This is a genomic window from Pseudomonas sp. P179, assembly GCF_000478485.2.
GTDB lineage: Bacteria > Pseudomonadota > Gammaproteobacteria > Pseudomonadales > Pseudomonadaceae > Pseudomonas > Pseudomonas aeruginosa.
Genome location: NZ_KI517354.1, coordinates 3550478 through 3569436 on the forward strand (window position 1 = coordinate 3550478; position 18959 = coordinate 3569436).

Annotated in this window: 18 protein-coding genes; 11 read left to right on the forward strand and 7 right to left on the reverse strand. The window is 64.8% G+C overall.

Annotated elements, in window-relative coordinates:
- Positions 1–2 precede the first annotated feature (2 nt).
- On the reverse strand, positions 3–143 hold the full coding sequence (locus HMPREF1224_RS28915; RefSeq protein ID WP_003096430.1) for an LPS translocon maturation chaperone LptM: 141 nt from the start codon (positions 141–143) through the stop codon (positions 3–5).
- 253 nt (positions 144–396) lie between these two features.
- Here HMPREF1224_RS28915 and cyaY point away from each other — a divergent pair, with 253 nt between their 5' ends.
- The 3 genes from cyaY (at position 397) to rnk (ending at position 1460) form a co-directional block, all read left to right on the forward strand.
- On the forward strand, positions 397–732 hold the full coding sequence (gene cyaY / locus HMPREF1224_RS28920; protein WP_003121284.1) for an iron donor protein CyaY: 336 nt from the start codon (positions 397–399) through the stop codon (positions 730–732).
- Positions 710–919: a DUF1289 domain-containing protein gene (locus HMPREF1224_RS44500; protein WP_003161172.1), complete on the forward strand. Its 210-nt coding sequence runs from the start codon at positions 710–712 to the stop codon at positions 917–919. Before cyaY ends, HMPREF1224_RS44500 begins: the two co-directional genes overlap by 23 nt.
- A gap of 136 nt (positions 920–1055) precedes the next feature.
- Positions 1056–1460 carry a nucleoside diphosphate kinase regulator gene (rnk, locus tag HMPREF1224_RS28925; RefSeq protein ID WP_003096424.1) on the forward strand — a complete coding sequence of 135 codons (405 nt, stop codon included), beginning with the start codon at positions 1056–1058 and terminating at the stop codon, positions 1458–1460.
- 43 nt (positions 1461–1503) lie between these two features.
- Here rnk and HMPREF1224_RS28930 read toward each other — a convergent pair whose 3' ends face one another.
- From HMPREF1224_RS28930 to HMPREF1224_RS28950, 5 genes are all read right to left on the reverse strand, one after another.
- Positions 1504–2217 carry a glycine-rich domain-containing protein gene (locus HMPREF1224_RS28930; protein WP_003118053.1) on the reverse strand — a complete coding sequence of 238 codons (714 nt, stop codon included), beginning with the start codon at positions 2215–2217 and terminating at the stop codon, positions 1504–1506.
- Positions 2218–2257: 40 nt separating this feature from the next.
- Complete coding sequence (locus HMPREF1224_RS28935) at positions 2258–5110, reverse strand: class I adenylate cyclase (RefSeq protein ID WP_010793651.1); 2853 nt, start codon at positions 5108–5110, stop codon at positions 2258–2260.
- Between the two features lie 148 nt (positions 5111–5258).
- Positions 5259–5492: a TIGR02647 family protein gene (locus HMPREF1224_RS28940; RefSeq protein ID WP_003096418.1), complete on the reverse strand. Its 234-nt coding sequence runs from the start codon at positions 5490–5492 to the stop codon at positions 5259–5261.
- 42 nt (positions 5493–5534) lie between these two features.
- On the reverse strand, positions 5535–6302 hold the full coding sequence (locus HMPREF1224_RS28945; protein ID WP_003096415.1) for a substrate-binding periplasmic protein: 768 nt from the start codon (positions 6300–6302) through the stop codon (positions 5535–5537).
- A 132-nt stretch (positions 6303–6434) separates the two neighbouring features.
- Positions 6435–6710 carry a hypothetical protein gene (locus HMPREF1224_RS28950; protein WP_003114340.1) on the reverse strand — a complete coding sequence of 92 codons (276 nt, stop codon included), beginning with the start codon at positions 6708–6710 and terminating at the stop codon, positions 6435–6437.
- Positions 6711–6811: 101 nt separating this feature from the next.
- Here HMPREF1224_RS28950 and HMPREF1224_RS28955 point away from each other — a divergent pair, with 101 nt between their 5' ends.
- The 6 genes from HMPREF1224_RS28955 (at position 6812) to HMPREF1224_RS45660 (ending at position 15346) form a co-directional block, all read left to right on the forward strand.
- The gene (locus tag HMPREF1224_RS28955) at positions 6812–7792 is read left to right on the forward strand and encodes a magnesium transporter CorA family protein (RefSeq protein ID WP_003096411.1); all 981 of its coding nucleotides are present in this window, start codon (positions 6812–6814) and stop codon (positions 7790–7792) included.
- A 49-nt stretch (positions 7793–7841) separates the two neighbouring features.
- Positions 7842–8033 carry a hypothetical protein gene (locus HMPREF1224_RS45410; RefSeq protein ID WP_123788632.1) on the forward strand — a complete coding sequence of 64 codons (192 nt, stop codon included), beginning with the start codon at positions 7842–7844 and terminating at the stop codon, positions 8031–8033.
- Positions 8034–8084: 51 nt separating this feature from the next.
- The gene (locus HMPREF1224_RS28960) at positions 8085–8603 is read left to right on the forward strand and encodes an Hcp family type VI secretion system effector (RefSeq protein ID WP_003083317.1); all 519 of its coding nucleotides are present in this window, start codon (positions 8085–8087) and stop codon (positions 8601–8603) included.
- Between the two features lie 199 nt (positions 8604–8802).
- Complete coding sequence (locus tag HMPREF1224_RS28965) at positions 8803–10878, forward strand: type VI secretion system Vgr family protein (protein ID WP_010793652.1); 2076 nt, start codon at positions 8803–8805, stop codon at positions 10876–10878.
- A complete protein-coding gene (locus HMPREF1224_RS28970) occupies positions 10875–14144 on the forward strand; it encodes a hypothetical protein (RefSeq protein WP_010793653.1) in 3270 nt (1089 codons plus the stop codon). Before HMPREF1224_RS28965 ends, HMPREF1224_RS28970 begins: the two co-directional genes overlap by 4 nt.
- Before the next feature lie 578 nt (positions 14145–14722).
- A complete protein-coding gene (locus HMPREF1224_RS45660; RefSeq protein WP_003099240.1) occupies positions 14723–15346 on the forward strand; it encodes a hypothetical protein in 624 nt (207 codons plus the stop codon).
- 143 nt (positions 15347–15489) lie between these two features.
- On the opposite strand, the gene argH is transcribed toward HMPREF1224_RS45660, so the two are convergent.
- On the reverse strand, positions 15490–16884 hold the full coding sequence (gene argH, locus HMPREF1224_RS28980) for an argininosuccinate lyase (protein ID WP_010793654.1): 1395 nt from the start codon (positions 16882–16884) through the stop codon (positions 15490–15492).
- Positions 16885–17108: 224 nt separating this feature from the next.
- Here argH and algZ point away from each other — a divergent pair, with 224 nt between their 5' ends.
- Both algZ and algR read left to right on the forward strand, forming a co-directional pair.
- Positions 17109–18185, forward strand: coding sequence for an alginate biosynthesis two-component system sensor histidine kinase AlgZ (gene algZ / locus HMPREF1224_RS28985; RefSeq protein ID WP_003096404.1), 1077 nt, complete (start codon positions 17109–17111; stop codon positions 18183–18185).
- A 4-nt stretch (positions 18186–18189) separates the two neighbouring features.
- Entirely contained in the window at positions 18190–18936 is a 747-nt protein-coding gene (algR, locus tag HMPREF1224_RS28990; protein ID WP_003096397.1) for an alginate biosynthesis regulator AlgR, read from the forward strand.
- The last annotated feature ends 23 nt before the right edge of the window (positions 18937–18959 follow it).

An 18959-nucleotide genomic window follows, 5' to 3' on the forward strand; every position in this document is an offset into this window, starting at 1 on the left:
TCTCAGAAACCGTAGCGGTCTTTGCTGTGTTCTTTCTTGGCTTTTTCGTCGTCCGGCAGGTACAGCGGGCCTTTCTGGCCGCAGGCGGCGATGGAGCCGGCGAGGAGGGCGAGCGCGACGAAGGACAGGAACAGCCGCTTCATGACGGAATCCTTGTAGAAAACGTGAATTGTTCCGGAGTATACCGACCCCCCGGCGCCTTGCCTATGCGAGCCGGATCAGGTGTGCCGGGGCTTGCAGGGGAATGGCCTGAGGCAGAGGGGGCGCCGGCGTTTTCCGCGAGCGTCGCGGCAAAACAGCGCGGACTACGGCAATACCAGCGTAGAATTGTCGGAATAGGGCAAGACGAAGGTAGTCGCCCGCCTTTTTTCCCGTTAGCGAATGCCGAGGCAATGCATGAGTACGATGAATGAAGCGCGTTTCCACGACCTGGTCGATGCGCTCCAGCAGCAGGTGGAAGACGCCTTCGATGACAGCGACCTGGATCTCGACCTGGAGAACGCCGGCGGCGTGCTCACCGTACGCTTCGAGAACGGCTCGCAGCTGATCCTCAGCCGCCAGGCGCCGTTGCGCCAGCTGTGGGTGGCGGCGAAGTCGGGCGGCTTCCACTTCGATTACGACGAGGCCAGCGGTCTCTGGCGCCACGATGGCAGCCAGGAACCGCTGGGCGCGCTGCTCAACCGGGCGACCCTGGAGCAGGGGGGCGAGGATGTCGAGTTCCCCGGCCTCTGAGGCTTCGCCGCCGGCGGTGGCCTCGCCTTGCCGGCGCCTGTGCTGCCTCGACGATGCGGACGTTTGCGTCGGCTGCGGACGTTCCCTGGCGGAAATCCGCGAGTGGGGCAAGGCCGACGATTCCCGCCGCTTGCAGATCAGGTCACAGGCCGCTCGACGCCAGTCGCTGGCGGGCCGTCTCTCCTGATAGGGGGGGATGTTGCTAATTCCTGCGACTGTGTTAGTGTCCGGGAAAACCCCGCCTTCGGGCGGGGTTTTTGCTTTTTTGCGATTCCTGCTTTTCATCGATCAACCGAACCGGACCAAGGAGCACGCCTGCGATCATGAGCACGCCGCCGATCACCATCACTCGTCTGGACCTGCAGCGCCTGGAGCGCCTGCTGGATGGCCTGGACGAATTCGGACCCGCCGCCGAGGCGCTGGAGGCCGAACTGTCGCGCGCCCAGGTGGTGGGGCATGACGAGATTCCGCCGGGCGTCGTGACCATGAACTCCACCGTGCGCTGCCGCGAGGAAAGCAGCGGCAAGGAGTACACCCTGACCCTGGTCTATCCCGAAGACGTCGCCGGCGAAGGCAAGGTCTCGATCCTCGCGCCGGTGGGCACCGCGCTGCTGGGCCTGACCATCGGCCAGACCATCGACTGGCCGGCGCCGAGCGGCAAGACGCTGAAGCTGACCCTGCTGGAAATCGAATACCAGCCGGAAGCCGCCGGCGACTACGCGCGCTGATCGGTTTTCGCCCGTCGCCATTCGGCGACGGGCTTCGCGACCCTCAGTCGCCCCCACCGCCCCCGCATCCTCCACCCCCGCAACCGCTGCCGCCGTCTCCGCCGCTATCGCCGCCGCAGCCGTGGCGCGAATCCTGTCCGTCCGAACCGAAGGTACTGCCGCTATCGCTGGCGCAGCCGCTGCTGCAACCGATATGGCTGGCGCAATACACCGCTGCGCCGCCGTCTTGCCGCTGCGCGCAGTTCAGGGCGTAGCGGAAGCCGTCGGCGATCGCCAGTTCCGTGTCGAGGGCGAACAGCAGCGGTAGGCGCGTGGGATTCAGTGGGTCGATGCCCTCGCGGCGGCAGGCCAGCTTCCAGGCGCGCTGGATGCCCTCCTGGGCCTGTCGGGGGCTGCGCATCGCCTGGGCCGGCGTATGGTGGAGGAAGCGTCCGAGTCCCTTGCGGCAGACGTGCTGGTAGAGCCGGGTATGCAGGATCAGTTCGTGCCAGGCGACATCCACCACCTGGGACGGCATCGCGACCATCCGCTTGCCGGCTGCGCGGCATAGCAGCAGGTATTCGCGTAGGCCGCCGAGCACCCGTTGGACCTGTTCCTCGCTGAGCTGCGGATAGCGCTCGCGGACCGCCTGGGCGACCCGCGGCGGCAGGCGGAATTGCTGGATGAAGCGGTAGCGCCGGCGATCCAGGCCGCGGCGGTAGAGATAGCCGCCCACGAATGCGGCGCCAGCGAGCAGGGTAATACCGAGGAGTGCCATCCGTACGTCCTTGTCGAGCCCCGCGCGGTGCGGCGCTGGGTCATTGTTCCAGCAGCGCCTGGTTCAGCGCCGTTTCCAGGACGCTTTTATAACGCAGATAGTGCAGCGTTTGCGGCTGTTCGTCGGCGAACAGCCGCGACAGGTCGAGGTCGGTCAGGTAGCAGGGGTAGGGTTCGCTTTCCGCGCGATGCGCCAGGATATGCCGGGCGACCGCCTTGAACAGGCCGGCGCCGTACTCCAGTTCGGAAAACTCCTGGTGGTCGCAGTACAGGGTGACCTGCACGCGCTTGCGTTCGCCGCGCTCGAGTAGCGCCTGTAGCTCGTACAGCGCGGGCCCGGCCAGGGCCTCCGGCGCCTCGCGAGGCTCGACATGCACTCTGCCGTCGTTGGAGAGCAACTCGTAGTAGCGGATATCCAGCGCGGCCGGCACCTGTTCCGCCAGCGACAGGGCGTTGTGCCGGTACAGCAGCGATTGCAGGAAGCGCTGCAGCGGTGCGAGCAGGCTGCGTTCGTCACGCAATGCCTGGCGCTGGCGCCAGAGGGCGTTGCGTTCGTCGAGCAGGCTGATCTCGGCGCTGTCGAAGTCGCGCCGGTAGAACACCTGGATGCAGTCCGGCCGCCCCATGGACAGGATCGGCCCGAGGTCCTCGCCCTCCAGGGCGTGACGATCCAGCTTCAGGGCGCTGTAGCCATCTCGCTCGCGGCCCAGGTGCTGGAGCAGGCTCGGCAGGTCGGGCAGGCTCTCGTGGCTGACCGCTTCCGGCGACATTTCCAGCAGGTGGTACTGCTGGCGGATCTGCAGCAGGTAGCGGCTTGGCTGGCCGCCAAGCAGTTGCCCGTAGGTCTCGCGGAACAGCTCTTCGACCCGCACGGCGATGGCGGCGGCCCGGTTGCGACAGAAGCAGCGCACCATCAGTTCGGGCGGCTGCGGCGGGCTTCCGGGCTTTTCGCGGACGGCGTCGAGGAACTCGGCAAGGCACTCGGGCAGCGCCTGGGGGCCTGCGTAATGGCGCACCGTCAGTTCGTTCCAGCTGTTGAGGCTGAGCTGGTCGAGGGTCAGCACCAGGTTGTCGCGCACCCCGGCATAACCAAGCACGTCGGTACGCCCGGTAGCCATGTGCAGGTTCATCTGGCTGTGGTGGCGCAGTGGGTCGACACCGACGTTTACCAGCAGCAGGACGCTCTTGAGCCGACGCGGTTGCAGCAGGTCGGCGTCGTCCACGGTCGCCAGGGGGACAGGCAGAAACTGCCGCAGGCTGCCCAGGAGATTGTCCAGTTCGGCATCGCCGAGGTCGCTCTGGCCGGGATGCAGGGACAGCCGGGTGGCGCTGTCGATGACGCCGTTGCGATGGCACCAGGCGAGCAGCTCGACCAGCCTGAGGCTGCGTTTCAGAGGCGCGTAGTCAGGCCACTGGTGAGCGCCCAGGGCACCGGGGAAGATCGCCCACTGCGCCTGCTCGCGGTCGTCGTTGGCGGGCAGCTGGACCAGGGTCAGGACGTCTTCGCCGAGATCCGGGGCGATCCCCGGGTTGATGTTCTCCACCTTGCCTGCCTTGCGCTCGAAGGCGGCATACAGGCGGCGGCCGAGCAGGCCCAGGTCACGGCTGTCGATGCCGCTGTCAGCGCCTTGCTGGCGGGCGATCTGGAACAGCAGGCGGTAGCTGTAGGTCAGTTCGTTGACCACCGTGCGACGCTCTTCCATCACCTGGCGCATCTTCCACTGGCTGCGGCTGTCGAGCAGGGCCAAGCGGCGAGGCTCCCATTGCCATTCCGCGACGAGCCGCTCCATCGACAGGTGCTGCCAGCCCTTCTGCGCCTGGCGCTGGCGACCGCCGAGCTTGCGCCCGACCTTGAGGTACAGGCAGCGCCGCACGAGTTCCAGGCGTTCCGGCGCCTGCTGTTCCCGCAGGTAGCGTTCGAGATGGCGATAGACCAGGACGTAGGGGTCCAGTTCGTCGAGATCGAGCTGGCCGGCGAATACCTGCTCCTTGAAGCGCAGGGCGACGCAGCGGACCCGCGGGTGCTCGCTGGCGTAGGCTTCGGTGAGCAGCAGCTTGAGCAGCGACTTGTAGGGCGAATCGATGGCCTTGGACAACTGCCAGAGGCCGGCGCCGATGAACTCCCGGGCGGGGATGTGCGCCAGGTGGCCGAGGTCGAGCACCTCTTCGGCGCGGATGAAGCGTTTGCCGAGCAGGGTCCGGCAGTATTCGTCGTAGCGCCGTTCATGGGCCGGCGGCACCAGCCACCATAGAGGGGTGCGTCCGCCGAGCCAGATCGCGCTACGGTAGAACTCGTCGAGCAGCAGGAAGTGCTGGGTATTGCCGTCGCCGCCGGACTCTTTCCAGTCTTTGCGTTCGTCCTGGCCGAAACGGGCGACGTCGATCAGGAAACAGTGCACCTCGCTGCCCTGGCTGCGCGCCCAGTCCTCGATCAACGCGCACTTGCGGCGCAGCTCCTGGCGCGCGCCGGGCTCCAGTTCTGGGGCATGGCAGACCCAGAGGTCGAGATCGCTCTGTTCCTCCTGGGCCAGGCTCCCCAGGCTGCCCATCAGGAACAGGCCGTGGATCGGCTGCTGTGCGGGTTCTTGCCTGCGTGGCTTGTAGACAAACGAGCGGGCCAGGCGCTGGGCTTCGGCGAGTACTTCGTCGTCCGCCTCGAAACCGCTCAGGCCCGCTGGCGTGCTGGCCGACAGGTAGCCCGGCAGCAGCGGATGGTTGATGTGGAACAGCAGCGGTAGCAGGCGCAGGACCCGCTCCTGGCGGCTGGACAACGCCTGCCGGGCGCGTTGCAGGCGACCGGCATTGACCGCCAGGAAGCGTTGGCGCAACTGGCCGAGGACCTTGCGGTCGATGCCATCGTCGAGATCGAGGCTGAGTGCGGGGTGTCGGTTCATGGGCGTCCGGGCACAGGCAAGGCCAGGCGCCGTGCCTGGCTCCGGTCATGCCATTGTATCGCCCGGAAGCGCGGCGGCTTGAGCGCCGCACCGCGAACCGGGGCAACCGTCGCGGCCTGTCGGGAGCAGGTCGCGATGGCCGCTTCCGTCAACCCTTGAGGATGGTCAGCAGGCCCTGTGCCTGCTCCGCGGCGTCCAGCCCCAGACTGGTCAGGTAGCCGCCGTCGGGCTGGTCGATCAGCCCCTTGTCGTGCAGGCGTCGGGCGGCGGCGACGGCCTTGCCGTCGGCGGTGTGATGGACCTTGAGTCCTTCCTGGGTGTTGTTCAGGTTGAAGAGCGCCAGCAGTTCCAGTTCGTCGATCAGCTCGGGAGTGAAGGCCATGTCGGCTCCTTGCGGTGTTGAGCACCGGTGAGTGTAGTTGGACTAGGGCGTAGCGTCGGCGGCCTGGCTCCAGCCGTCGAGGATCTTCTGGTACTCGCCGCTGGCGAGGATGCGCTGCATGCCGAGGTCGAAGCGTTCGAGCAGATGCTCGGCCTGCGGGTGGCGGCGCGAGAACGACAGGTACAGCTCCGGGCGGTGGACCGTGGCCACCGGCTGGAACTGGCCTTCCAGTTCGGGATGTTCGCTGAACAACTGGCGAGCCGTATTGCGGTAGGCCAGGGCGTAGTCGACGCGGCCGCGCTGGAGCATGAGGAAACCGTAGTAGTCCTTGCGCACCGGGATGCGCACCAGGTCGTGGCGGCGATCGAAGCCGTCGCCGTATTCATAGCCGAGGGTCACCGCGACTTTCCGTCCGCTCAGCGCCTGCTCCGCATTCACCGGCCGCGCTTCGTCGCGTCGCGCCCAGAGCTGGATCTCCGCGCGGAACAACGGATGCCGGGGCAGACGGTAGTCGGCGAGGATGTGCGGGTTCGGCGAGGTATTGAAGCAGCCGGCGATCAAGCCTTTCAGGGCCAGCTTCATGCAGCGGGAGTAGGGGTAGGGATTGAGCTGGACCGGCGTGTCCGCAGCCCTGAAGGCGGCCCGCACGATGTCCGCGCTCATGCCCTGGATGCGGCCGTCCTTGTAGGCGGTATAGGGATACCAGTCGTCTTCGGCGCCGAGCACCAGGGGTTCTGTCGGGACGGCCGCTGCCGGGCCGGAAAGGGCCAGCAGCAGGCAGATGGGCAGGAAGTGGAACCAGGATCGCATCCGGTATCGCTCCGCGAAAGCAGGTGGCACGGAGAGTGGGCGCCACCTTTCTACCAGAGCGGCAGGCGTTTGGCGAAACAAAACCGCATGGATACGAGGGGCATTCGCCGGCACCAGTCGGCCCGGCTCCGCTCATTCGTCGTCCGGCAACGTCGGCAGGGCACGCAGCGCATGCTCGTAGCCGGCGCTGTCGAAAGCGCGGTCGGCGGCGAGCATGGCGTTGATCTCGTGGGCCAGCACGTAGGCCATCATGCCCAGCGCCTCGTCGCGCTCGTAGCCGACCAGGGTCAGCTTGTTGAACACGGCGCGCGCCGCCGGCGGATTCTCGCTTTCGATCTGGTTCTCGATGGCCTGGATCAGTTTTTCCTCGGCGAAGCCGTCTTCCTGGTTGTCGTCCTGTTCGCTCATCGGGCGTTCCTCGTTCTGGCGCAAAGTACCGCTTGTGCGGCGGCGGGAAGTTGTCCACCCTGCTTGGCCAACGGATGGCCGCGAAGGTAGCGATACCCGACATGATCACCTATTACATCCTTTCCGGCGACCGCCTGGAGCGACGCCAGCACGACGATGCCCAGCGGGGGTTGCCGCCGGGCACCCTGTGGATCGACCTGCATCACCCGACCCCCGAAGAGGAGCGCCTGCTCGAATCCCACCTGCAGGTGAACATCCCGACCCGCGAGGAGATGGCCGAGATCGAGGATTCGTCGCGCTTCTACGAGGACGGCAACGTCCTCTACATGACCACTTCGGTGGTCGGCGGGATCACCGAGCACCGGCCGAGCACAGAGGAAGTGACCTTCGTTCTCAGCGAGAAATGGCTGATTACCGTGCGCTACGCCGACCTGCGTTCGTTCCGCGAGTTCGAGAACCGTTGCATCCGCCAGCTCGACGCCAACCGCAGCAGCACCCAGTTGTTCGCCCTGATGATGGACAGCCTGGTGGACCGCATCGCCGACGTGTTGGAGGCCGTACAGGGGCAACTGAGCAGCATGTCGCGGGAGATCTTCGCCGAGTCCACCGCCCAGACCCGCAAGCCGAAGACCGACCTGCAGCAGATCATCAAGCACCTCGGGCGCAGCAGCTCGCTGCTGTCCAAGCTCAACGACAGCCTGCTCAGCATCAATCGGATGAACAGCTATTTCCGCCAGGGTTGCAACGGCTGGCTTTCCGAGCCGGCGAAGGTGCTGGCGAAGACCGTGGAGCGCGACGTGCGCTCGCTGGACGAGTACCTGGCGAAGATGTCCACCGAGATCAACTTCCTCCTCGACGCGACCCTTGGCCTGATCAACATCGAGCAGAACAGCATCATCAAGGTGTTCTCCATCGCCGCCGTACTGTTCCTGCCGCCGACCCTGGTGGGCACCGTCTACGGCATGAACTTCAAGGACATGCCCGAGCTGGACTGGTCCATCGGCTATCCGATGGCGCTGGGGATGATGGTGGTATCGGCGATCCTTCCGTACCTCTGGTTCAAGTTCAAGAACTGGCTCTGAGGCACTCGGCAGGTGTGCAACTTTTTGCTGGATAACTTCGGGAAAAGCTGTGGATACCACGCTGGGGCCAAGGCCTGACGGGGTCTTCGATGAAGTGAGCAAGTTCTTGCATAGCACTGTGCAACAACTTGCTCACTTTTTCGGGGTAAACCCAGGGGAAAGTGTTCGTGCGGGCCGGGAGATTCTTCAAGAATTTGATTTAAAAGGTAAATATTTTATTGGCACGAAGCTTGTTGGGTAGCTGCCGCACCAGGACATGTCGTCCCGGCTACCACTGACAAGGAATGCATCCATGGCAACCCCCGCCTATATGTCCATCACCGGCACCAAGCAGGGCCTGATCACCGCCGGCGCCTTCACCGAGGATTCGGTCGGCAACACCTACCAGGAAGGCCACGAGGACCAGGTGATGGTCCAGGGCTTCAACCACGAAGTGATCATCCCGCGCGACCCGCAGTCCGGCCAGCCGACCGGCCAGCGCGTGCACAAGCCGGTGGTCATCACCAAGGTCTTCGACAAGGCCTCGCCCCTGCTGCTGGCCGCCCTGACCTCCGGCGAGCGCCTGACCAAGGTGGAGATCCAGTGGTACCGCACCTCCGCCGCCGGCACCCAGGAGCACTACTACACCACCGTCCTGGAAGACGCGATCATCGTCGACATCAAGGACTACATGCACAACTGCCAGGACCCGGGCAACGCCCACTTCACCCACCTGGAAGACGTGCACTTCACCTACCGCAAGATCACCTGGACCCACGAAGTCTCCGGCACCTCCGGCTCCGACGACTGGCGCTCCCCGGTCGCCGGCTGAGCCGCGACCGCCGCACGCGGCCAGCCTCGCTGGCCGTCGTGCCCTCGATGACCCACAGCGCCGTGGCCAGGAAAGCCCGCGCCGGGTCGATGCCGCTTTGTTTGTTGTAGGCAGCTTCCGATCGAGCCTGCGCGCCCTTGTCTCGCCCGCGCCAGGCAGGACAATCGAATCGGTCGCCTGCGCCAGTGAGGGACAACGGATGTTCGCAGCAGCCAACCAGACCCATTTCAGCCTCGCCATCGACGGCCTCGCCCTCGACCTGCAGGTGCTCTCCTTCAGCGGCCGCGAAGCCATCAGCCAGCCGTTCGCCTTCGACCTGGAGCTGGTCGGCGAACGCCCCGTGCCGGACCTCGAAAGCCTGCTGCACAAACCCGCCTTCCTTACCCTCGGGCCCGCCGGCAACGGTATCCACGGCCTGGTGCGCAGCGCCGGACAGGGCGACTCGGGCAAGCGCCTGACCCGCTACCGCATCACCCTCGTCCCGCAACTGGCCTACCTCGCCCAATGCACCAACCAGCGCATCTTCCAGCACCTCACGGTGCCGCAGATCGTCGGCCGGGTGCTGGAGGAACACGGCATCCTCGCCGACGCCTACCGCTTCCAGCTCGGCACCCGCTACCCCGAGCGCGAATACTGCGTGCAGTACGACGAGAGCGACCTGCAGTTCGTCCAGCGCCTGTGCTGCGAGGAGGGCATCCACTTTCATTTCCAGCACAGCGCCACGGCGCACCTGCTGGTGTTCGGCGACGACCAGACGGTGTTCCCGCGGCTCGCGCCGGTGGCCTACCAGCAGGACTCCGGCCTGGTCGCCGACCGGCCGGCGGTCAAGCGCTTCGGCGTACGCCTGGAAACCCGCACCAGCCGCGTCACCCGCCGCGACTACGACTTCGAGAAACCGCGCCTGACGCTGGAAAGCGCCGCCCGCGGCGAAGCCCGGCCGGACCTCGAGGACTACGACTATCCCGGTCGCTTCGTCGACCGCGAGCGCGGAAAGCACCTGGCCAGGCGCGCCCTCGAACGGCAGCGCAGCGACTACCGCCTGGCCGAGGGCCGCAGCGACCAACCGTTGCTGCTCAGCGGCCACTTCCTGCCGCTGGCCGCCCATCCCCAGGCGGGCTGGAACGACCTCTGGCTGCTCACCGAGGTGATTCACGAGGGGCGGCAGCCTCAGGTGCTGGAGGAAAGCATCGTCTCCGATGCCTCGGCGAGCCCGGACGACTTCCGGCAGGGTTACCGCAACCGCTTCCAGGCCACGCCCTGGGAGGCGTTCTTCCGTCCCCCACCGACGCCGCCGAAGCCGCGCATCCTCGGCACGCAGAGCGCGGTGGTGACCGGTCCGAAGGGCGAGGAAATCCACTGCGACCGCTACGGTCGGGTGAAGGTGCAATTCCACTGGGATCGCGAGGGCCAGGCCGACGACAGCAGCAGTTGCTGGTTACGCGTTGCCTCCGGCTGGGCGGGAAGGAACTACGGCGCCATCGCCATCCCGCGGGTCGGCATGGAGGTGCTGGTGACCTTCCTCGAAGGCGACCCCGACCAGCCGCTGGTCACCGGCTGCCTGTTCCACAGGGAACATCCGGTGCCCTACGAACTGCCGGCGCACAAGACCCGCAGCGTCTTCAAGAGCCTCAGCAGCCCTGGCGGCGGTGGCTACAACGAGCTGCGCATCGAGGACCGCAAGGGCCAGGAGCAGATCTTCGTCCATGCCCAGCGCGACTGGGACGAAAACATCGAGCACGACCAGAAGATCCGCGTCGGTCACCAACGCCACGACACCGTGGAGGCGAACAGCTACAGCGAGTTCAAGGCCGAGGAACACCGCACCACCCACGCCGAGCGCAAGGTGGAGGTCCGCGCCAGCGACCACCTCACCGTAGCCAACGACCAGCACCTGAAGATCGCCAGCGGCCAGTTCGTCGAGGCCGGGCAGGAGATCCACCTGAGCAGCGGCCTGAAGGTGGTGCTGGAGGCCGGCGCCGAACTGACCCTCAAGGGCGGCGGCAGCTTCCTCAAGCTCGACGCCAGCGGCGTGACCCTCTCCGGGGCCAACGTCCGGGTCAACTCCGGCGGCAGCCCGGGCAGCGGCAGCGGCGCGGCGCCGCTGTTGCCGGGGCCGCCGCTCGACGCGGATGCGGCGACAGTGGGCCAGGTACTGGACAACCCGGCGCGTAGCCGTTCCGAGCGGAAGGGGCCGGAACAACTGGTCGTCGATGTCTGGGGAGACCCGGCGCAAGGAAGCCAGGTCGTACTGTTGCCACCGGAGAGCGAGGCATGAGCGGATTCCAGGACCAGAGTATCGACGAAGGCGTGCGCAAGCGCACCGCCTACCAGAACGATCGGCGTGCACGACTGGCATTGAACGTCGAGCGACAGGACGGCGGTATCCTGCAGATTCCGGTGGCCAGCGATATGCTCGGCCATGAGGAGCACGAGCGTATCCAGCAGAACACCTTCCTGGCCGTGATGCCGCTGGTCCGCCTGCCAACGCTGGGCAAGGCCGGTTATGGCGACCAGCTGCCCGCCGGCGCGCTACCGCGGGCGGGACGGATCTACCTGTTCCAGGACGGCAAGCTGTGGCGCGAACTGGAGTGTGATGGCAAGGGCAACCTGTTTGAAGTCGACCTCCTGCAGGGGCGCAGCCAGCGTGCGGACAAGCGTCCGGCCGTAGGCAAGACACAAGCGCTGATCCTGGTGCCGGTGCTGGTCAAGGGGCAGTTCGTGATCCCACGCTACACCATGGCCTATAGCGAAACTCCCTGGCCTTGGTCGTACATCGACTGGCTGGAGGAGGACCCGCAGCGGGTCAACCGGCGCTGCCAGCAGATGGCGTCCGCTTGGAACGCCTCGGTGGCCAACCAGCACTGGAAAGCCTCCATCCATCATCCCGCGCTGGTCATTGATCATCACGCCCAGGGTTTGCGACCTCGCGACTTCAATGTCGAGAGCGCGCTGGAAGACCCGGCGGAATTCACACCTGCGTTCGCCGCCTTTCGCGAAGAGTCGCTGGTGTGCCAGTTGCAGCGACGCCAGCAGGAATTGGCGCCCCTGCTGAAGCAGGCTCCGCCCTCTGCGCTACCTACTCTGGAGGCCGGAGAGGACGTACTGGAAACCCTCAAGCTGCGTGGCCATCCCAACCTCATCGGGCTGATGCTCGACGACTCGCTGTTCGCCTTGCGCCACGCTGCGGCGCAGGCGCGCCACTGCGCTGCCTACTTGCGCAGCCTCAATGCACTGCTGCCGCACCGTCCCAACGGACGCTATGCACAGGTGCTGAGCAACATGCTCGACGGCCCGCTCGCCAAGCTCAGGGGCGAGGTCGATCAGGCCGAACTGGACGAGGCGATCTTCGCCGAGGAGCGACAGTCTTGCCGAATCCACCTGACGCAGCAGGTCGAGCATCTGGTTGCCCTGCTGGAAGGCCCCTTGCACCCGGTGTTGCAGGACTGGACCCACCAGTGCGACGAAGCCCTGCTGGAGCCCTACAGCCTGATGAGCGAGGCACTGGCTGCGCTGAACCAGCTTCCCGACCGCTGCGACGCACTGTACAGCGGTACCGCCTACCGGGCGCTGGCGGCACATGTCGAGCGGGTGGTCAGCACGGTTCTGCAGGCAAGCCACCCGCTTGGCGCCATGCTCCTGGCCAAGGACGAAGGACAACTTCCCGAGCCGGTTCGGCGCCTGCAGGCGCTGCGCGATAGCCCGCGGACGCCGGACCCCGATGCAATGGGCCTCAGCACGCTGATGCTGGGAGCCAGTCTGCTGGGCGAGGTCGACCAGCCCAGCGCCGGCAAGAGCCTCGCCTACTTCCTCGGCGACCTGCTGGACGTGTTCGGCGCCAGCGTAGTCGAGCAACTCGGCCGGCTGTCCCAGGGCGCCACCCAGATCCAGCTCGACCGCTTGTTCGCACCGACCTTCAATACTCTGAGCGCCCTCTCGGTGAAGATGAAAGGTATCCGCCTGCTGCCCGACAGTCAGGTGCCGCTCGACATGGTTGTCGTCGGCGTGCGCGGAGCCGGCCTGCGCAACGGTCTGACCGAGGTCGAGCGCCAGGAGCTGAGGCGCAAGAGCTATCGGCGCGCCATCGTTCAGGACGGTGCCGGCAATCCCCTGGCCGGCACCAGTCCCCGCGACACCGGCATGAGTCGCGCCAACCTGCGCAACGTCATGGTGGTGGCGGTACCCAAGGATCACCCGGACCTGCTTGCCTACACGAAATTCCGTACGCAGTTAGGCACGTTGACCCAGGTGATGGAGAACACTCGCATCGTGCCGACGATGATGCTGGGGTTTGCGATTTATAACTTGAATGTGCAGGTGCAGGCATACAGTGGCTTTGTAGACAGTGGAGAAAAGCACAGAGGGACGATCGGGGCTGTCGGTGCAGTAATCGATTTAACAGCCGCTGGAGGAAGCCATGCAAAGCTGCTTTTCGGACCATCTACTGCAAAGTATCTAGAAACCCCACGTATATCGGTAGCCCAAATATCCCCTCGATGGGCCAGGAATCTAGAAGTTCAAACAGGCAGCCCTAAGTTAGGGTTGCTACGTGGGCTTGGTGGCGCAGCCACACTATTCGGTGCAGGCATCAGTGTATGGGATGGCTACCGAGCTTTGAGGCAGGGAGATAGCGATGCGGCTGCGGCCTACGGTGTGGCCGCAGTGGGTGGGGGCCTTTGGGGTGCCTACGTCCTAGGATGGATAGTAAACCCTTATGCTTTGCTGGCTGGTGCGGTTTTGGCGATCGGAGGCACTGTGGTCGCTAATCTACTGACTGACAGCGATGCGGAAACCATCGTCAAGAAAGGCCCCTTCGGCCGGCAATTCGCCGAGGCTGGCCTGCTCGATTCGCTGATGGGCCAGGACCAGCGCTTCGCCCATCTGAAAGACCCGCAAACGGCCTATCGCCAATTGCTGGGAGTCCTCGGCCATCCGCGGGTCTTTGTCCATCGCCTGGAAGACTGGCGCAAATTGGCGCCGGCGGCGCATCGATCTGTCTTGCAGGAAGCGGAACGGGGTCGCCAAGCGGTCAGCCGCACTGCGCTATCCTGCATCGACCCCAAGTTGCAGGCGCTGGAGGCAAACGATTGGGCCGTGGTGCTGAGTTCCCCGCTCCTGGCCATGTTCGAGAATGGCCAGAAGGCGTTCCGCCTGGTGGCCCAGGAGTTTCTCAGCAGCTTGCCGATCGATCCGGGCACCCTGTTCGGCGTCAAGCGCTACCATCGGGTCCCCGCGGGCCCCGCCAAGCTCGAAGCCTTGCCGTTGGATGCTGCCAGCGTGCTCTATGTGCTGCCGGCCAGCCTGCCGATTCCGCAGTTGTCTCCTCGGGCCCGCTATAGCATGCGCATGACCCAGGGTTTGAAGATCAGCGCACAGTTCGAACTCAATGCCGACCAGCCTGAGCAGCGGCTTGTCCTGCCTCAACCCAGCCCGAAGAGTTGGAGTGCATTCACATCCGCCAATCGGTACCTTCCCCCGGACGACTTGGGCCCCCATGCTGCGCCACCTTATTGGTTGATAGAGAACAGTGAGTTCAACGTATGACTGTACACATGGATGCCACGTACTCAGCCAGTGCTTATCGCAGTGAAGTCAACGACTCTTTACCGCCGCCAAGGTGGAAGGAGGAGTCTAACCGTAATGGTATTTTTGACACCCATCTTGCCTTTGGGAACTATGCCAATCTAGATCCGGAAATGGAGATTGTAGGGCAGCTTTCGATCGGGGCTGAGGATAAGTCAGAGGTTGGAGGTGCTGAGGCATATTGCAACTCTATGCGTTGGCAGTTCCAGAACTCTAGCAGAATTCCTTATATAATATTCACGCTTAGGATGCTGTGCTATTTTTTTGTATGGATTGCTTTGGGAATTGGCATAATGGGAGAAGCCACCGGAGAGTGGAGGAGGGACATACAGCAACTCTACACCTTGGTTTGCTCATTCTTTGTGGTGGCTGTTTCAGTAATATCCATGGTGGCCTTTCTTTCGAATAAAAAATATCTTCACGTTATTCAGATGTCGGGTTTTTTATTTTCAATCCCATTGGCTTTGTACCAGTATGGAACAATATTTGGAACCAATGGTTTGCAAATAGCAATTTGGATAGGCGTAGCTACTTATTTTATGGGTGCAGTCGGCTTCAGCGCCATCCTTTGGCTCTACAGCAAAGTCTTCAAGCAAGATGGCAGTGAATTCAATCGCCTGGACGGCATGCTCCGCTTCAAGCGTCGCTTCCGCCGCCTGTTCGTCGCTCCCTTCGACGAGTTCGATCCGGTGCTGCAATTGCTGCCCAGTGGCTACGGCAGCCACGACTATGCGCTCTGGTTGCATCACCGCTATACCGACAACAAGGTCTGTCTGGCCACCCGCGTCCACTCCCTCGGTCTCGACAAGGTCAATGCCCTGGCCTTCTGGGACTGCCTGCAACGCTACATGGACGTGACCCAGCCGTTGCCCGACCTGCCGGTCCTGGAGCCGAGCCGCCCCTTGGATCCGGTCACCGCCGAGCATGATCGGCATACCGGACGCGATCCCCATTACTGGCGCCAGCGCACCTACCAGGGCTGGCCAGCCAAGGAGCGCAAGGAGCTGGACCGACGCCTGCATGAGTATCCCTGGCAACAGCAGCCCTGCATCGTCAGGGCGCGCATCGATCCCGGGCTAAGCATCGAAGCCTATTACCGGCGCCAGGAAGCCAAGGGCATTTTTGCCACGCCGAGGGCCGATGATTTCAATGATGAGCACTGATGCTGAGTTATTCCGCCATTGCGACCGGTTAGCGAAGAAGGACTTTCACTAGAGTGGCTGTCGATCTACAAGGGCGTTCCTGTCCCGCCGTGTGATCAAGTCTCGGGTAGGACAGGGAGATCTGCCGGGCACTGGGCGCGACTTCAGCGCTGTGCCAGCAGTTTTCTGCCGCGGGCGACGGCGGCACGGACCTGGTTCGGCGCGGTGCCGCCGATATGGTCGCGGGCGTTGACCGAGCCTTCCAGGGTCAGCACGTCGAAGACGTCGGCGTCGATCTGCTCGCTGAAGCGGCGCAGTTCGTCGAGGCTCATCTCGGCGAGGTCCTTGCCGCTGTCTACGCCGTACTTCACTGCGTGGCCGACGATCTCGTGGCAGTCGCGGAACGGCAGGCCCTTGCGCACCAGGTAGTCCGCCAGGTCGGTGGCGGTGGAGAAACCGCGGCGTGCCGCCTCGCGCATGATCTCGCGCCGGGGCCGGATCGCCGGGACCATGTCGGCGAAGGCGCGCAGGCTGTCGTGCAGGGTGTCGGCGGCGTCGAACAGCGGTTCCTTGTCTTCCTGGTTGTCCTTGTTGTAGGCCAGCGGTTGGCCCTTCATCAGGGTCAGCAAGCCGGTGAGGGCGCCGAACACCCGGCCGGACTTGCCGCGTACCAGCTCCGGCACGTCGGGGTTCTTCTTCTGCGGCATGATCGAGGAGCCGGTGCAGAAGCGGTCGGGCAGGTCGATGAACTGGAACTGCGCGCTGGTCCACAGCACCAGCTCTTCCGAGAAGCGCGACAGGTGCATCATCGCCAGGCTGGCGGTGGCGCAGAATTCGATGGCGAAGTCGCGGTCGGAGACGCCGTCCAGGGAGTTACCGCCAACCGCGTCGAAGCCCAGCAACTGGCAGGTGATCTCGCGCTGGATCGGGTAGGTGGTGCCGGCCAGGGCCGCCGAGCCGAGCGGCATGCGGTTGACCCGCTTGCGGCAGTCGACCAGGCGCTCGTAGTCGCGGCTGAGCATCTCGAACCAGGCCAGCAGGTGGTGGCCGAAGGTCACCGGCTGGGCGGTCTGCAGGTGGGTGAAACCGGGCATGATGGTGTCGGCTTCCGCTTCGGCCAGGCCCAGCAGGCCCTCCTGCAGGCGGGTGATCTCGGCGAGGATGGTGTCGATCTCGTCGCGTAGCCAGAGGCGGATGTCGGTGGCCACCTGGTCGTTGCGCGAGCGGCCGGTGTGGAGCTTCTTGCCGGTGACGCCGATGCGGTCGGTCAGGCGCGCCTCGATGTTCATGTGCACGTCTTCCAGGTCGACGCGCCAGTCGAAGCTGCCGGCTTCGATTTCCGCCTGGATCTGTTGCAGGCCGTCGACGATCGCATCGCGCTCGGCGTCGCTCAGCACGCCGACCTTGGCCAGCATCGTGGCGTGGGCGATGGAACCCATGATGTCGTGGCGGTAGAGACGCTTGTCGAAGTCGACGGAGGCGGTGAAACGGGCGACGAAGGCGTCGACGGGCTCGCTGAAGCGGCCGCCCCAGGACTGGTTGGTCTTCTCTACGCTCATGGTATCTCTCGCTGCAACAAGAAACGGACAGGCCGCGCGGCCTGCGTGACGGGCAAAGTGCGACGATGATAGCAGGCCGGGAGGAAAAACCGGCGGCTCGTCGACGAAGCCGGAACGAGCGCTGTTTCGCGGTTTTTTGCGGCAGATGGCATTTCGGTGCTTTATTTCGCCCGTACGCCCGCGGCTGTCTTGCGGGCGCCCCGGGCCTTGCGGAAACTCTGTCGATGCCTATCCGATTCAAGCCCGGCCGCTCGACCCGGCCGGCCGTCCAAGACGACTTCTTCATTCCCGAGCTCTGCGAAGCCGAAGCCCTGTTCACCCTGGTGCTGCTGGCGGAGCTGCTGGTGCTGGTGCTGGTGCTGGCGGAACCGATGACGCCGAGCTTCAACTGGGTGCGCCTGGCCCTGGCGTCGCTGTTCGTGCAGTGGATCGTACTGCTCTCGGCGGCGCTGTTCTGCCGCCTGCGGCCATTGCTCGCGCGCCTGCCGGTGGCGCTGGCGGGGAGTGCCTGCTGCCTGTTGGTGGTGGCCCTCACCCTGGGCTGCACGGCGGTCGCCGAGCACTATCAGCTGGGCGGAGAACTGACGCGTGCCGGCGAGGTCAATCTGTATCTGCGGCACGCGCTGATCGCGCTGATCATGTCCGCCCTGGTGCTGCGCTACTTTTACCTGCAGAGCCAGTGGCGCCGGCAGCAGCAGGCCGAGTTGCAGGCGCGCCTGGAATCGCTGCAGGCGCGGATTCGCCCGCACTTCCTGTTCAACAGCCTGAACAGCATCGCCAGCCTGATCGAGCTGGACCCGCTGAAGGCCGAGCATGCGGTGCTGGACCTGTCCGACCTGTTCCGGGCCAGCCTGGCGAAGCCCGGCACTTTAGTTTCCTGGGAGGAGGAACTGGCGCTGGCAAGGCGCTATCTTTCCATTGAGCAGTATCGTCTTGGCGATCGCCTGCAACTGGACTGGCAGGTGCACGGGGTGCCGGCCAACCTGCCGATCCCCCAACTGACCTTGCAGCCGCTGCTGGAAAATGCGCTTATCTATGGCATCCAGCCGCGGGTCGAAGGTGGCCTGGTGCAGGTCGAGGCGGTTTATCGTGAAGGAGTGTTCCAGCTATGTGTGAGCAACCCCTACGACGAGGCGCTCGAGTCGCCCCCGTCGAAAGGCACGCGACAGGCGTTACACAATATCGATGCACGACTTGGGGCACTTTTCGGGCCTAAAGCGAGTCTCAGCGTCGAGCGCCGTGACGGACGGCACTACACCTGTCTACGCTATCCATGTGCGCGACTCATGCAGGAAGCCTGAGCTTATGAATGTCCTGATTGTCGATGACGAACCTCTGGCGCGAGAGCGCCTGGCCCGATTGGTAGGGCAACTGGACGGCTATCGCGTCCTCGAGCCCTCGGCCAGCAATGGCGAAGAAGCGCTGACGCTGATCGACAGCCTCAAGCCCGATATCGTCCTGCTGGATATCCGCATGCCCGGTCTGGACGGCCTCCAGGTCGCGGCCAGACTCTGCGAGCGGGAAGCGCCGCCGGCTGTGATCTTCTGCACGGCCCATGACGAATTCGCCCTGGAAGCCTTCCAGGTCAGCGCCGTGGGCTACCTGGTCAAGCCGGTGCGCAGCGAAGACCTGGCCGAGGCGTTGAAGAAAGCCTCGCGACCGAACCGCGTGCAACTGGCCGCGCTGACCAAGCCCCCGGCCTCCGGCGGCAGCGGTCCGCGCAGCCACATCAGTGCGCGGACCCGCAAGGGGATCGAGCTGATCCCGCTGGAAGAGGTGATCTTCTTCATTGCCGACCACAAGTACGTGACCTTGCGTCATGCGCAGGGCGAGGTGCTGCTGGACGAGCCGTTGAAGGCGCTGGAAGACGAGTTCGGCGAGCGCTTCGTGCGCATCCACCGCAACGCGCTGGTCGCCCGCGAACGGATCGAACGCCTGCAGCGTACGCCGCTGGGGCATTTCCAGCTCTACCTGAAAGGCCTCGACGGCGATGCGCTGACCGTCAGCCGGCGGCACGTGGCCGGGGTCAGGCGTCTGATGCATCAGCTCTGACGGCGGTCGGCGGTTCGCCAGCG

Bases quoted from the DNA above. Each gene is read 5' to 3' on its own strand.
- HMPREF1224_RS28915 (WP_003096430.1), bottom strand. From the start codon at position 143: ATGAAGCGGCTGTTCCTGTCCTTCGTCGCGCTCGCCCTCCTCGCCGGC.
- cyaY (WP_003121284.1), top strand. From the start codon at position 397: ATGAGTACGATGAATGAAGCGCGTTTCCACGACCTGGTCGATGCGCTC.
- HMPREF1224_RS44500 (WP_003161172.1), top strand. From the start codon at position 710: ATGTCGAGTTCCCCGGCCTCTGAGGCTTCGCCGCCGGCGGTGGCCTCG.
- rnk (WP_003096424.1), top strand. From the start codon at position 1,056: ATGAGCACGCCGCCGATCACCATCACTCGTCTGGACCTGCAGCGCCTG.
- HMPREF1224_RS28930 (WP_003118053.1), bottom strand. From the start codon at position 2,217: ATGGCACTCCTCGGTATTACCCTGCTCGCTGGCGCCGCATTCGTGGGC.
- HMPREF1224_RS28935 (WP_010793651.1), bottom strand. From the start codon at position 5,110: ATGAACCGACACCCCGCACTCAGCCTCGATCTCGACGATGGCATCGAC.
- HMPREF1224_RS28940 (WP_003096418.1), bottom strand. From the start codon at position 5,492: ATGGCCTTCACTCCCGAGCTGATCGACGAACTGGAACTGCTGGCGCTC.
- HMPREF1224_RS28945 (WP_003096415.1), bottom strand. From the start codon at position 6,302: ATGCGATCCTGGTTCCACTTCCTGCCCATCTGCCTGCTGCTGGCCCTT.
- HMPREF1224_RS28950 (WP_003114340.1), bottom strand. From the start codon at position 6,710: ATGAGCGAACAGGACGACAACCAGGAAGACGGCTTCGCCGAGGAAAAA.
- HMPREF1224_RS28955 (WP_003096411.1), top strand. From the start codon at position 6,812: ATGATCACCTATTACATCCTTTCCGGCGACCGCCTGGAGCGACGCCAG.
- HMPREF1224_RS28960 (WP_003083317.1), top strand. From the start codon at position 8,085: ATGGCAACCCCCGCCTATATGTCCATCACCGGCACCAAGCAGGGCCTG.
- HMPREF1224_RS28965 (WP_010793652.1), top strand. From the start codon at position 8,803: ATGTTCGCAGCAGCCAACCAGACCCATTTCAGCCTCGCCATCGACGGC.
- HMPREF1224_RS28970 (WP_010793653.1), top strand. From the start codon at position 10,875: ATGAGCGGATTCCAGGACCAGAGTATCGACGAAGGCGTGCGCAAGCGC.
- HMPREF1224_RS45660 (WP_003099240.1), top strand. From the start codon at position 14,723: ATGGGTGCAGTCGGCTTCAGCGCCATCCTTTGGCTCTACAGCAAAGTC.
- argH (WP_010793654.1), bottom strand. From the start codon at position 16,884: ATGAGCGTAGAGAAGACCAACCAGTCCTGGGGCGGCCGCTTCAGCGAG.
- algZ (WP_003096404.1), top strand. From the start codon at position 17,109: ATGCCTATCCGATTCAAGCCCGGCCGCTCGACCCGGCCGGCCGTCCAA.
- algR (WP_003096397.1), top strand. From the start codon at position 18,190: ATGAATGTCCTGATTGTCGATGACGAACCTCTGGCGCGAGAGCGCCTG.